This window comes from Streptomyces sp. CBMA29 (genome assembly GCF_014596445.1).
In the GTDB taxonomy this organism is placed as follows: Bacteria; Actinomycetota; Actinomycetes; order Streptomycetales; family Streptomycetaceae; genus Actinacidiphila.
In genome coordinates this window covers 1-13,868 of sequence record NZ_MECL01000111.1, presented here as the reverse complement: position 1 = coordinate 13,868, position 13,868 = coordinate 1, and the positions used below count along the sequence as shown (strand labels likewise).

Sequence of the window (13,868 nt, the reverse complement as noted above, 5' to 3'; positions counted from 1 at the left end):
GCCCACCGCGACGTCCGCCGCCGCCGTACCGTCCCGCCTGTTCCCGCTCGCCGCCGGAGACCGTGATGCGTCGGTCTACCGGGCCAGCGGCTGGATACAGGAGAACTGGGCGGACTGGCTGAGCGCGGGGCTGCGCATTCTGCTGATCGTGGCCATCGCGATCGTGCTGCGCTCGGTGGTGCGGCGGACCATCAGCAGGCTCATCGACCGGATGAACCGGGGCGCGGAGGCCGCGGCCTCCACCGCGCTGGGCGGCCTGCTGGTCAACGCGGAGCGGCGCAAGCAGCGCAGCGAGGCGATCGGCTCGGTGCTGCGCAGTGTGGCGTCCTTCCTGATCCTGGGCACGGCCGCGCTGACCGTGCTGTCGGTGCTCAAGATCAATCTGGCGCCGCTGCTGGCCAGTGCCGGGGTCGCCGGGGTCGCGATCGGCTTCGGCGCGCGCAATCTGGTGACGGACTTCCTGTCCGGCGTCTTCATGATCCTGGAGGACCAGTACGGCGTCGGCGACGTGATCGACGCGGGGGTGGCCAGCGGCACCGTCATCGAGGTGGGCCTGCGGGTGACCAAGCTGCGCGGTGACAACGGCGAGATCTGGTACGTGCGCAACGGCGAGGTCAAGCGGATCGGCAACCTGAGCCAGGGCTGGGCGACGGCCGTGGTGGACGTGCAGGTCGGCGCGGGCGAGGACCTGGAGCGGGCGCGCCAGGTGATCGCGGCCACCGGCGAGGACATGGGCAAGGAGGACCCCTGGGACGAGATGCTCTGGGAGCCCGTACGGGTCCTCGGCCTGGAGTCGGTCGGCACGGACTTCGTGGTGATCCAGACGCACGCCAGGACGATGCCGGGGCGGGCCACCGATGTCGCCCGTGAGCTGCGCTGGCGGATCAAGCGGGCGTTCGACGAGGCGGGCATCGTGATCTCCGGCGGTACGCCGACGGTGGAGGTCACCGAGGCGACGGTGCCCGAGGGCGCGGCCGAGGTGGCCGAGATGCGGCGGCAGACCGCCGTCGAGGACGCGCGCACCGCGTCGCCCGTGCCCTCGCCCGCTTCCGGGGAGCACTGACCTCCGCGGCGCCTGTCGCTTTTCCGAAGCCCCTGGCACCCTGCTGGTGCCGGGGGCTTCGTTCATAACGACTTGGCCGTCCTGCCGTCGACCCCCCTTGACGCTCCGCCAATGGCGGGCCTACCTTTCGTTTTGCCAATAGGAAACTTTCCTAACAGTGAACTGAGGGAGGATGGCGCGCATGGCTGGCACCCCTGGAACGCCGCGCGTACTGCGCGCCATGAACGACCGCGCCGCGCTCGACCTCCTGCTGGAGCACGGCACGCTCTCCCGTACCCGGATCGGCAAGCTGACCGGGCTGTCCAAGCCCACCGCGTCGCAGCTGCTGGCGCGCCTGGAGGCGGCGGGGCTGGTCCAGGCCACCGGCACCACGGCGGGCCGCCCCGGCCCCAACGCGCAGCTCTACTCGGTCAATCCGGCCGCCGCGTACGTGGCGGGACTCGATGTCAACTCCGACCGGATCAGGGCCGCGGTCGCCGACATCACCGGCCGTACCGTCGGCGCCTTCAAGCTGCTCACCCCGCGCCGCCGCACGGCGGGCAACGCGGTGGAGCAGGTCGTGCAGGCCGTGGACGGCGCGGCCAAGGCCGCCGGGCTGAACCGCTCCGACCTGCACCGGATCGTCATAGGCACGCCGGGCGCCTTCGACCCGAGCACCGGACGGCTGCGCTACGCCAGCCACCTGCCCGGCTGGCACGCGCCCGCGCTGCTGGAGGAGCTGGCCGCCGCGCTGCCGATGCCGCTGGAGTACGACAACGACGTCAATCTCGCCGCCGTCGCCGAACAGCGGATCGGCGCCGCCCGCGAGCACGACGACTTCGTGCTGCTGTGGAACGAGGAGGGCATCGGCGCCGCCATCGTCATCGGCGGCCGGCTGCACCGCGGCTGGACCGGCGGCGCGGGCGAGGTCGGCTTCCTGCCGGTGCCCGGCACCCCGCTGGTCCGCAACGTCACCAAGGCCAACAACGGCGGCTTCCAGGAACTCGCCGGCTGCAACGCCGTGCTGCGGCTGGCCAGGGAACTCGGCGTCGACGTCCCCACCGGCACCCAGCAGGACGCCGCCGCCGCACTGCTCGCCGAGGCCGCGCTGCGGCACACCGCGAGTGAGGAGACCGGCGCCGACAGCGGCCCGTACGGCGAACTGCTCGCCCGGTTCGCCACCGGCACCGCCATCGGTCTGGCCTCGCTGGTCGCCGTGCTCGACCCGGCGATGATCGTGCTGTCGGGCGATGTGACCGTCGCGGGCGGCGAACCGCTGCGCGCCCTGGTCCAGGCCGAACTCGCCGAACTGGCCGTACCCCGGCCGCATCTGGTGCTCGGCACGGTCCAGGACCACCCCGTACTGAGCGGGGCGCTGGAGAGCGCGCTCGCCACCACCCGCGACGAGGTGTTCGACACCTCGCGCTGACCCCGAAGCCCCCTGACCCGCACAGAACCCGCAAGCCCCGCAGATCCAGCGGACCGGCACACCCCGCCGCTCCGGTGGTCCCGCACACCCTCAGCCAGTCCTAGAAAGCAGTACTTGAAAGGCCCGCAAGGCCCGAAGACCCCCGGAGGAAGCGCAGTGTCCCGTCTGACGAAGGCAGCCGCCGCCGTAGCGGCCACCGCCGCGATATCGCTGCTCGCGAGCGCATGTACCGGCCAGAGTTCCGGCTCGGCCGACGACGACGCCAGCAAGGACGTCTCCATCACGTTCTGGCACGGCTGGACCGCGCCCAACGAGCTGAAGGCCATCAACGACAACGTCGCCCGGTTCGAGAAGGCGCACCCCAACATCCACGTCAAGGTGCAGGGCAACATCACCGACGACAAGATCAACCAGGCGCTGCGCGCGGGCGGTTCGAAGGCCCCCGACGTCGTCTCCTCCTTCACCACCGACAACGTCGGCCAGTTCTGCTCCTCCGGCTCGATGGCCGACCTCGGCCCGTTCCTGACGAAGTCGAAGATCGACCCGGCCGCCACCTTCCCCAAGCCGATGCTGGAGTACACCCAGTTCAACGGGACCCGCTGCACGCTGCCGCTGCTCGGTGACGCGTACGGCCTCTACTACAACAAGAAGGCGTTCGCCGCCGCCGGGATCAGCGCGCCGCCCAAGACCATGAGCGAGTTCAAGGCCGACGCGGTCAAGCTGACGAAGTCCAAGGGCGACTCGTACAGCCAGCTCGGCTTCATGCCGAACTTCCACGGCTACGAGTCCACCACCACGCACCTGGCCGCGCAGTGGGGTGTGAAGTACTTCGACGCGAGCGGCAAGTCCCAGGTGGCCAAGGACCCCGGCTTCGCGGCGATGTTCGGCTGGCAGCAGGACATGGTGAAGTCGCTGGGCGGCTTCGGCAAGCTGGAGAAGTACCGCAACACCTTCGGTGACGAATTCGGCGCGAAGAACCCGCTGCTGACCGGCCAGGTCGCGATGGGCATGGACGGCGAGTGGCGGCTGGGCATGGCCAAGGACGCCGGGATGAACGACCTCGGTGTGGCGCCCTTCCCGGTCCCCGACGACCAGGCGAGCACGTACGGCAAGGGCTACCTGTCCGGCACGATCATCGGCATCGCCAACACCAGCACGAAGAAGAACGCGGCCTGGGAGCTGGTGAAATTCATGACCACCGACACCGACGCGGTCGTCTCCTTCGCCAACGCGATCCACAACGTGCCCTCCACGCTGGCCGCGCTGAAGTCGCCGAAGCTCGACGCCGACCCCGGCTTCACGACCTTCCTCGACATCGCGCAGAACCCGGACAGCACCACCACCCCGCCGAGCATCAACGGCGGCGCGTACCAGCTCACGCTCCAGGACTTCGGCTACGCCTACGAGTCCGGCAAGTCCAAGGACCTCAACTCCGGTCTCCAGGGTGTCGACGCGCAGGTCGACAAGGACATCGCGCAGGCCAAGTGATGACCGCCGCCGTCCATCCCCTGCTGAAGGCCAAGCGCCGCAAGTCGGCGCTGCGCACCGCGGCCTTCCTGTCCCCCTGGATCATCGGGTTCAGCGTCTTCTTCGTGTACCCGCTGGTCTCCACCGTCTACTTCTCGTTCATGAAGTACAACGGCATCAACGCGCCGACCTGGGTGGGCGGCAAGAACTGGTCGTACGTCTTCTCGGACTACCCGTTCTTCTGGCCCGCGCTGCGCAACACGCTGTGGCTGGTCCTGGTGATGGTCACGCTGCGGGTGCTGTTCGGACTCGGCATCGGCCTGCTCATCACGAAGATCAAGACGGGCGCGGGCTTCTTCCGTACGGCGTTCTACCTGCCGTACCTGGCCCCGCCGGTTGCCGCGACGATGGCGTTCGTCTTCCTGCTCAACCCCGGTACGGGACCGGTCAACCACCTGCTGGGCGACGTCGGTCTGCCCACCCCCGGCTGGTTCACCGACCCGCACTGGTCCAAGCCCGCGCTGACCATGCTGGCCGTGTGGGGCATCGGCGACCTGATGGTGATCTTCATGGCCGCGCTGCTCGACGTGCCGAAGGAGCAGTACGAGGCCGCCGAACTGGACGGCGCGGGCCCCTGGCACCGCTTCCGGTTCGTGACGCTGCCGAACATCTCGCCGATCGTGATGTTCGCGGTGGTCACCGGCGTCATCCAGACCATGCAGTACTACACACAGCCGCTGGTCGCGGGGAAGGTCGCGAGCGGTGTGATCGGCAACTCCGGCCAGCAGGTGGAGCCCGGCTACCCCGACAAGTCGACCCTCACCCTGCCGCAACTGGTCTACGAACGCGGCTTCCAGCGCTTCGACTACGGCTCGGCGTGCGTCATCGCCCTCGTGCTGTTCGTGCTCTCGATGGCGTTCACAGCGCTGCTGCTGCGCCGCCGCAACGGCTTCCTGTCGGCGGAGGACTGAATCATGACCCAAGCGACACTCACCCCCGGCGGCGCGGTGGCTTCCACCGCCGACCGCGGGCCCGACCTGCGGGCCCGGCGCACGGCACGCCGCAAGGAGACCCTGCACTGGATCGCCGTGCACTCGCTCGGCATCGCGGCGGCGGCCTTCTTCGTGCTGCCCTTCGTCTTCGTCTTCCTCACCGCGGTGATGAGCGACAACCAGGCGCTCACCCGCGACCTGTGGCCCGACCACTGGCAGTGGTCCAACTTCCGCACGGTGTGGGACACCCCGGGCTTTCTGACCTGGTGGCGCAACACCCTGGTGTACGCGGTCGGCGGCACCGTGCTGACCGTGGTGTCGTCCCTGCCGGTGGCGTACGCGCTCGCCAAGTTCCGCTTCCGCGGCCGTAATCTGGTCATGGTCCTGGTGATCTCGACGATGATGCTGCCGCCGCAGGTGGTCATCATCCCGATGTACCTGTTCTGGACCAAGCAGTTGGGGATGGACGGCAGCCTGTGGCCGCTGATCATCCCGATGGCGTTCGGTGACGCGTTCACCATCTTCCTGCTGCGGCAGTTCCTGCTGACGATCCCCAAGGAGTACACCGAGGCCGCCAAGGTCGACGGCTGCGGTGAGCTGCGCACGCTGCTCACCGTCATCGTCCCGATGATCAGGCCGGCCCTGGCCGCGGTGGCGCTCTTCCAGTTCTTCTACTGCTGGAACGACTACTTCGGGCCGCAGATCTACGCCAGCTCCAACCCCGGGGCCTGGACGCTCAGCTACGGACTGGAGTCCTTCAAGGGCGCACACCACACCAACTGGAATCTGACCATGGCGGCCACCGTTCTCGTGATGGCCCCGGTGATCGTGGTCTTCTTCTTCGCGCAAAAGGCCTTCATCGAAGGCGTGACCCTGACGGGAGTCAAGGGATGAAACTGGCAGTCGTGGGCGGCGGGTCCACGTACACCCCCGAACTCATCGACGGATTCGCGCGGTTGCGCGACACTCTGCCGATCGAGGAACTGGTGCTGGTCGACCCGGCCGCGGACCGCCTGGAGTTGGTCGGCGGGCTCGCCCGGCGGATCTTCGCCAAGCAGGGCCATCCGGGCACCATCACCACCACCGCCGACCTGGAGTCGGGGGTGGCCGGCGCGGACGCCGTGCTGCTCCAGCTCAGGATCGGCGGGCAGGCCGCGCGCAACCAGGACGAGACGTGGCCGCTCGAATGCGGCTGCGTCGGCCAGGAGACCACCGGCGCGGGCGGTCTCGCCAAGGCGCTGCGTACGGTCCCGGTGGTCCTCGACATCGCCGAGCGGGTGCGCAGGGTCGCGCCGCAGGCGTGGATCATCGACTTCACCAACCCGGTCGGCATCGTGACCCGGGCGCTGCTCCAGGCCGGGCACAAGGCCGTCGGACTGTGCAATGTGGCGATCGGCTTCCAGCGCAAATTCGCCAAGCTGCTGGACGTCTCGCCGGAACAGGTGCACCTGGACCACGTCGGGCTCAACCACCTGACGTGGGAGCGCGGGGTGCGCCTGGGCGGGCCGCGGGGCGAGGACATGCTGCCCAAGCTGCTCGCGGAGCACGGCGACACGATCGCCGCCGACCTGCACCTGCCGCGCGAGATCGTGGACCGGCTCGGCGTCGTCCCCTCGTACTACCTGCGCTACTACTACGCGCACGACGAGGTGGTGCGCGAGCTGCGGACCACGCCGTCGCGGGCCTCCCAAGTGGCCGCGATGGAGAAGCAGTTGCTGGAGATGTACGGCGACCCGGCGCTGGACGAGAAGCCGGAGCTGCTGGCCAAGCGCGGCGGCGCCTTCTACTCGGAGGCCGCGGTGGCGCTGGCGTCCTCGCTGCTGCGGAACACCGGCGACATCCAGGTGGTGAACACGTACAACAACGGCACGCTGCCGTTCCTCGCCGACGACGCCGTCATCGAGGTGCCCGCGGTGGTCGACGGGAACGGGACGAAGCCGCTGCCGGTCGAGCCGCTCGACCCGCTGTACGCGGGCCTGATCGCCAATGTCACGGCGTACGAGGACCTGGCGCTGGAGGCCGCGCTGCGCGGGGGGCGGGACCGGGTGTTCAAGGCGCTGCTGTCGCACCCGCTGATCGGCCAGTACGAGTACGCCGAGGCGCTCACCGACCGTCTCGTCGCGCACAACCGGGAGCACTTGGCGTGGGCGTGAGCCGGGAACCGCTCGTCCCCGGTGGCGTCCTCGCCATCGACGCGGGCAACAGCAAGACCGACGTGGCGCTGGTCGCCGCCGACGGAACGGTGCTCGGCGCCGCCCGCGGCGGCGGCTTCCAGCCGCCGGTCGTCGGGGTCGGGGCAGCCGTCGACGCCCTCGCGCGCATCGTGGAGCGCGCGGCGGCCGACGCGGGCCTGCGGCGCGACGCGGACGGTTCCGACCGTGCCGATACGGGGACGCCCCTGGTGGAGCACACCTCGGCCTGTCTGGCCAACGCGGACCTGCCGGTCGAGGAGCAGCAGCTCGAAGCGGCCGTGCACGGGCGCGGCTGGGCGAGGTCGACGCGCGTCGCCAACGACACCTTCGCGATCCTGCGGGCGGGCGTGGACGCGCCCCGCGGGGTGGCGGTGGTGTGCGGCGCGGGCATCAACTGCGTGGGCATGCTGCCGGACGGCAGGACGGCCCGTTTCCCGGCGATCGGCAAGATCTCCGGGGACTGGGGCGGCGGTTCGGGTCTCGCCGAGGAGGCCCTGTTCCACGCCGCCCGCGCCGAGGACGGCCGGGGCGGACCGACGGCGCTGGCGGCCACACTGCCCGCGCACTTCGGACTGCCCACGATGTACGCGCTGATCGAGGCGCTGCACCTGGAAACGATTCCGGCGGCCCGCAGGTACGAGCTGACGCCCGTGCTGTTCGCCACCTCCGACGCGGGGGACGCGGTCGCCCGCTCGATACTCGACCAGCAGGCCGACGAGATCGTGGCCCTGGCCGCGGTGGCGCTGGCCAGGCTCGGCCTGCTGGACGAGGAGGCGGACGTGGTGCTGGGCGGCGGGGTCATGGCGGCCAGGAATCCGTATCTCATGGACGCCCTGACCGAACGGCTCACCGCCCGCGCCCCCAAGGCCCGGCCGCACGTCGTGACGGCGCCGCCGGTACTCGGCGCGGCCCTGCTGGGCCTGGACCACCTCGCGGCGCCGCCCGCGTCCCACAGCGCACTGCGTGCCCACTACGCGTGACCGGCCCCACGCCCTGTTCGGTTCCCGGTCGTCCGGGAACCGAACAGGGCGTTTATTCGTGTGGGGGGTTAGGGGAGCGAGTGGGCGGTCGTGCGGCAAGATCCACCGGTTGGCTAGGTGGATGCAGGTGGCTGCGGCCATACTGCTGGCTGAGAGCGTGACTTCCGCGGACGCGGTGGTCGGTCCCGGGGGAGGGTGAGTGACGCAGACGCCGACGGTGGGCGGGGGTTCGAACGGGCTGAACCGGACGGAGGTGCCGGCGCAGCGCCGCCGGGCCTGGGCGGAACGTACGGATCAGGTCAAGGCCGCCGCCACCACGGAGCCGGGCCGGCTGCGGATCATCGGCGCCGTACTGGCCCTGCTGGTCGTGGCGTTCGGCGCCGTCACGGCCTGGCAGGTCAGCGACCGTACGACGGCCGCGGGCAGCGTGCTCAACCACAGCGGGCCGCTGAGCGCGGACGCGGCGGAGATCTACCGCAGCCTCGCCGACGCCGACGCGACGGTGGCGGGCGGTTTCCTCGTCGGCGGCCAGGAGCCGCGCTCGGTCACCGACCGCTACGACAAGGACATCGACACCGCGGCCGAGCTGATCACGCACGCCGCCGCGAACACGCAGGGGTCCGCTGAGGCGAGCGCGCAGATATCGTCGCTCAACCAGCAACTCCCGCGGTACACCAAGCTGGTGGCCACCGCACAGGCCAACAACCGGCAGGGCCTGCCGCTGGGCGGCGCCTACCTGCGGTTCGCCAACGAGCAGATGCGCAAGCCCGGCGGGCTGCTCGACGCCTCCAAGAAGCTGTACGAGGCGGAGTCGGCGCGGCTGGACAACGACTACTCCGGCGCCAAGGCGCTGCCCTACGCCTCGTGGGCGCTGGGCATCGTGGCGCTCGGCGGCCTGGTGTGGGCGCAGCGCCGCCACTACCGGCGCACCAACCGGGTGTTCAACCGCGGGATGCTCGCCGCGTCCGCCGCGTCCGCGGTGGTCCTGCTGTGGCTGGTGGTGGGACACACGGTGGCGCGTACGCAGCTCGACAACTCCGACGCGCACGGCGCGGAGTCGATGAAGGTGCTCAACAGCGCGCGGATCGCGGTGCTCCAGGCCCGCGGCGACGAGAATCTGACGCTGGTGGCCCGCGGTTCCGGCAGCGCCTACGACGCGACGTTCCAGAGCGGCATGGAGACCCTGGCGGGCAAGGACCCCAAGGGTGTGGGCGGTGAGCTGGCGAAGGCGCTGAAGCTGGCCGACAACACGGCGGGCCGCACCCCGGTCGATTCCGCCGTCAAGGGTGTGCAGGCGTGGCGCGGCAGGCACGATGTGGCCAGGGCCAGCGACAACAACGGTGACTACGCCACGGCGGTCGCCGAGGTGATCGGCGGCAAGGACAGCAAGGGCAAGACGGTCACGGAGACCACCGGGCAGTGCTTCGACGTGGTCGACACCAGTCTGGAGAAGGCCGTCGCGCAGGAGCAGCGCGAGTTCCAGCAGGCCGCGAAGAACGGCCACGGCGCGCTGTCGCTGCTGCCGTACGGCGCGGCGGTGCTCGCGGTGCTGGCGGCGGCGGGCGCGGTGTTCGGCATCGGGCGCCGCCTGTCGGAGTACCGGTGATGAGCGTGCGGAACGAACCCGGGGTGAGGCGGACTGTGGAAGCGATACGGTCAGGACGCGGCGGGCGGGCCAGGGCCAGGCTGCGCGGCTGGGGCGGCGTGGCGGGGATGGCCTCGGCGTGCGCGCTGGCGCTGAGCGCCGCGCTGCTGCTGCCGTCGGACACCGGTCCCGCCGCCGACGCGGGCAGGACCGCCCCGCCGGCGCCGGTGACTCACGCGCAGTACGCGGCGGACGACGCGTGCGAGAATTCCGCGACGACCCTGGACCCGGCCACCGGCGCCGTCACCAGCCTCGACCCCAGCGGCGGGACGCGGGACGGCGCGGCGGTGGAGCGGATCAGGCGGAACAAGCGGCTGATCGTCGGTGTCGACCAGAACAGCTACCTGTGGGGCTACCGCGACCCGGTCTCGGGTCAGATCACCGGCTTCGACATCGCCATCGTCAAGGCCATCGCGGAGAGCATCCTCGGCCCGGACGCGCAGGTGCAGTACCTGACGATACCGACCGACCAGCGCGTCCCGATGATCCTGACCCACAAGGTCGACATGGTGGTGCGCACGATGAGCATCACCTGTTCCCGGCTGACCGAGAAGGACAAGCAGATCGCCTTCTCCAGCGCCTACTTCATGGCGGGCCAGCAGCTCCTGGCGCCCGAGGGCTCCCCCGTCACCGGCTTCGACGACTCGCTGAGCGGCAAGAACGTCTGCACCGCGTCCGGTTCGACCGGTGAGACCAAGCTCCAGGCGGACCCGCACGGCGCGAAGATCATGCTGGTGCCGAACCAGCTCGACTGTCTGGTACGGGTGCAACTCGGCCTCGCGGACGCGGTGTTCACCGACAACGCGCTCGCGGCCGGCCAGGCCGCGCAGGACCCGTCGATGCGGCTGGTCGGCAAACCGGTCACCACCGAGCCGTACGGTGTGGCGATGAACCTGGCGGACACCGACCTGATCCGGCAGGTCAACCAGGTGCTGGCGGCGTACAGCGGCGGCGGCGCCGACAGCGAGTGGATGCGGCAGTACCAGCGCTGGCTCGGCCAGCACCTGTCCGGGATCACCGGCCCGCCGGAGGCCCACTACAAGTAAAGGCGCGACGCAGTCGGGGCACCAACAGCGCACACGGACAGCGGAAAGAGGGTGTGATGGCGGTCGCTGGACCCACCGGGCCGGTCATGGGACGGGAGGAGGTCGACCGTGCCCTGGAGCGGCTCGCCACCGAGCACGAGGCGATCGAGTCCTCGCTGCTCGCGCTCCAGGACCACTCGGGCCGCCGTCTGCTGGAGGGCGCCGAGCTGACCGGTGTCACCAAGGAGCGCTGGGCGGAGACCGACGCGGCGATCACCCTGCTGTGGGCGCATTTCGAGGCGTACACCGAGGCGTTGGACAGCGCGCGTGACCTGCGGGCCAAGCGCCGCTGGCCGACCCAGACCGAACTGGCCCGGCTGACCGAGCTGCTGCGCGGTGAGGGCGTGACCGTCACCGGGGCCGCCACCCCGGACGCCGCCAGGTCGCTGACCGGCCCGGCGAAGCTGACCGAGCAGTTCAGCCTGGAGCAGTTGCTCGCGCGGATGAACGGCTGGTACGACCAGGCCATGGAGACGGTGGCCGCCGCCGACTCCGTGTGGTCGGCGCTGCCCGCCAGGATCGACCTGCTGGCCGCCGAGACCCGGCGGGTCCAGTCGCTGGCGGACTCGGTGGGCGTACGGCCGGGCACGCACCCGGCGGGCGACGAACTGGCCGGTCTGATCGACGACCTGGGCGTGCTGCGCGCCCGTACCGTCTCCGACCCGCTCGCCTTCTGGCGGGCCGCGCCCTCGCCCGGCCGCCCCGACACCGAGCGGTACGAGCAGGCGGGCCGCCAACTGGAGCAGATCCGCCGCGAGGTGGAGGCGGTGCTGCACGTACGGGACGACGCCGAGCACCGGCTGCTGCGGCTGCGCGACGTGCTCTCGCGCGCCGACCGCACGCTGACCGAGGCGCGCAGCGCCCGGGTCGAGGTGCTGTCGAAGATCCTGGCGTCCGACGTGCCCGCGGTCAGCGGCCCGGCGGCGGCGCTGCACGAACAGCTCGCGTCCGCCGAGGGGTTCTGGCGCGGCTCGCAGTGGCACCGGCTGTCCCCGTTGCTGGACGGCCTGGAGGAACGCGCGGACGAGGAGTTGCTGCGGGCCCGCGACTCGCTGACCGCGGTGACCGCGCCACTGGCGGTCAGGGCGGAGCTGCGCGGCAGGCTGGACGCGTACCGCGCGAAGGTGGCGCGGCTGGGGATGGCCGAGGACCCGCTGCTGATCGAGCGGTACGACCAGGCGCGCCGTCTGCTGTGGAGCGCGCCGTGCGACCTGGCCGCGGCCGAGCGCACCGTGCAGCGTTATCAGCAGGCGGTCGCGGAGGGCACCGCGCCGCGGACGTCGGGACCGCAGGACAGCAGGGGGCCGGTATGACCGGGACCGCCGCTCAGGCCGGGACCGCCGGAATGACGTCATGGACCGGGACCGTTGCGTACAGGGCGCGCGTGGCATACGCGCGACAGGGGAAAGGCTGAGGGGGAACACCGTGAGCAAGTGCCAACGGCCCGGTTGCGGCGGGACCTTGGAGGACATGGGCGGCGGCGAGCTGTACTGCGACACCTGCGGCCTCGCACCGCTCCCGGTGGCCGCGCAGGGCGGCGCGGGTTCGGCGGGCGCGGGTTCCGTGGGCGCGGGTTCCGTGGGCGCGGCGGGCTCGGTGCCCGGCGCGCGCGGCGCCGACTCCGGCCGCTCCGGCCGTTCGATGTCCTCGCCGACCTCGTCGCACTCCTCTTCGCGGTCCTCCAAGTCGTCCTCCCGCGCCTCGCGCCGTTCGGTCTCCGGGCGGTTGTCGCGGTCGCTGAGCGGCACGGCCACCGGCCGTTCCGTGTCGGTGCGCAGCAGCCGCGGTTCCAGCAGCGGCTCCACCCGCGGCAAGCTCGGCGCGGGCCTGGTGTCGGTGCCGACGGTGCCGCGGCCCGACCCGGCCGCCGCGGTGCTGGAGAACCCCGAGGTGCCCGAGCGCAAGCGCTTCTGCAGCAAGGGCGACTGCGGCGCGCCCGTCGGCCGCAGCCGCGGCGACCGCCCCGGCCGTACCGAGGGCTATTGCAGCAAGTGCGGCCACCCGTACTCGTTCTCGCCCAAGCTGCGGCCCGGCGACATCGTGCACGGCCAGTACGACGTGGCGGGCTGCCTGGCGCACGGCGGTCTCGGCTGGATCTACCTGGCCGTGGACCGGGCGGTGTCCGACCGCTGGGTGGTGCTCAAGGGCCTGCTCGACACCGGGGACGAGGACGCGCTGGCCGCGGCCGTCTCCGAGCGGCGCTTCCTCGCCGAGATCGAGCACCCCAACATCGTCCGGATCTACAACTTCGTCGAGCACCTCGACCAGCGCACCGGCACCCTCGACGGGTACATCGTGATGGCCTACGTCGGCGGCAAGTCGATGAAGGAGATCGCCAACGAGCGGCGTACGCCGGACGGCAGGCGCGAGCCGCTGCCGGTCGCGCAGGCCATCGCGTACGCCATCGAGGCGCTGGACGCGCTGGGGCACCTGCACAGCCGCAATCTGCTCTACTGCGACTTCAAGGTCGACAACGCCATCCAGACCGAGGACCGGCTCGAACTCATCGACATGGGCGCCGTCCGGCGGATGGACGACACCGAGTCGGCGATATACGGCACGATCGGCTACCAGGCGCCCGAGGTCGCCGAGGTCGGGCCGTCCGTCGCCTCCGACCTGTACACGGTGGCGCGCACGCTCGCGGTGCTGACCTTCGACTTCCAGGGCTACACGAACGTCTTCGTGGACAGCCTGCCCGACCCCGGCAACATCGAGGTCTTCTCCCGCTACGAATCCTTCTACCGGCTGCTGGTCCGCGCGACCGACCCCGACCCCGACAAGCGGTTCTCCTCCGCCGAGGAGATGTCCGACCAGCTCCTGGGCGTGCTGCGCGAGGTCGTCGCCCTGGAGACCGGCCGCCCGCGGCCCGCGCTGTCCACTCTCTTCGGCCCCGAACTGCGCGTGGTGGACACCGAGTTGGTACGGCCGGTGACCGGGGACACCTCGACGCTCGGCGCCGACCGCGCGCTGGAGAAGGCCGCGCGGCGCCGCGACCGCGTCGGCGGCAACGGGTCGGCGCCCGCGCTGCCGGCCGGA

11 protein-coding genes are annotated in these 13,868 nt (G+C 71.1%); all 11 read left to right on the top strand.

The annotated features are described in order from the left end of the window. Positions 1-37: 37 nt before the first annotated feature. Positions 38-1,063 carry a mechanosensitive ion channel family protein gene (locus BGM09_RS16155; RefSeq protein ID WP_223187102.1) on the top strand — a complete coding sequence of 342 codons (1,026 nt, stop codon included), beginning with the start codon at positions 38-40 and terminating at the stop codon, positions 1,061-1,063. 172 nt (positions 1,064-1,235) lie between these two features. Further along, positions 1,236-2,471 (top strand): ROK family transcriptional regulator, encoded by a 1,236-nt coding sequence (locus BGM09_RS16150; RefSeq protein WP_188282292.1) that lies wholly within the window; start codon positions 1,236-1,238, stop codon positions 2,469-2,471. A 156-nt stretch (positions 2,472-2,627) separates the two neighbouring features. Continuing rightward, the gene (locus BGM09_RS16145; protein WP_188282291.1) at positions 2,628-3,959 is read left to right on the top strand and encodes an extracellular solute-binding protein; all 1,332 of its coding nucleotides are present in this window, start codon (positions 2,628-2,630) and stop codon (positions 3,957-3,959) included. After that, the gene (locus BGM09_RS16140) at positions 3,959-4,909 is read left to right on the top strand and encodes a carbohydrate ABC transporter permease (RefSeq protein WP_188282290.1); all 951 of its coding nucleotides are present in this window, start codon (positions 3,959-3,961) and stop codon (positions 4,907-4,909) included. Before BGM09_RS16145 ends, BGM09_RS16140 begins: the two co-directional genes overlap by 1 nt. Before the next feature lie 3 nt (positions 4,910-4,912). After that, positions 4,913-5,824 (top strand): carbohydrate ABC transporter permease, encoded by a 912-nt coding sequence (locus BGM09_RS16135; RefSeq protein ID WP_188282289.1) that lies wholly within the window; start codon positions 4,913-4,915, stop codon positions 5,822-5,824. Beyond that, the gene (locus tag BGM09_RS16130) at positions 5,821-7,083 is read left to right on the top strand and encodes a 6-phospho-beta-glucosidase (RefSeq protein ID WP_188282288.1); all 1,263 of its coding nucleotides are present in this window, start codon (positions 5,821-5,823) and stop codon (positions 7,081-7,083) included. The genes BGM09_RS16135 and BGM09_RS16130 overlap by 4 nt, the downstream gene beginning before the upstream one ends. Further along, positions 7,080-8,102 carry an N-acetylglucosamine kinase gene (locus BGM09_RS16125; protein WP_188282287.1) on the top strand — a complete coding sequence of 341 codons (1,023 nt, stop codon included), beginning with the start codon at positions 7,080-7,082 and terminating at the stop codon, positions 8,100-8,102. The genes BGM09_RS16130 and BGM09_RS16125 overlap by 4 nt, the downstream gene beginning before the upstream one ends. 199 nt (positions 8,103-8,301) lie before the next feature. Then, positions 8,302-9,708 (top strand): hypothetical protein, encoded by a 1,407-nt coding sequence (locus BGM09_RS16120; protein ID WP_411158316.1) that lies wholly within the window; start codon positions 8,302-8,304, stop codon positions 9,706-9,708. Between the two features lie 107 nt (positions 9,709-9,815). Continuing rightward, positions 9,816-10,793: a glutamate ABC transporter substrate-binding protein gene (locus BGM09_RS16115; protein ID WP_188282335.1), complete on the top strand. Its 978-nt coding sequence runs from the start codon at positions 9,816-9,818 to the stop codon at positions 10,791-10,793. A 56-nt stretch (positions 10,794-10,849) separates the two neighbouring features. Next, positions 10,850-12,145 carry a hypothetical protein gene (locus BGM09_RS16110; protein WP_188282286.1) on the top strand — a complete coding sequence of 432 codons (1,296 nt, stop codon included), beginning with the start codon at positions 10,850-10,852 and terminating at the stop codon, positions 12,143-12,145. A gap of 157 nt (positions 12,146-12,302) precedes the next feature. Beyond that, positions 12,303-13,868 (top strand): serine/threonine protein kinase (locus BGM09_RS16105; protein ID WP_223187098.1); only part of this gene is annotated, 1,566 nt, incomplete at its 3' end.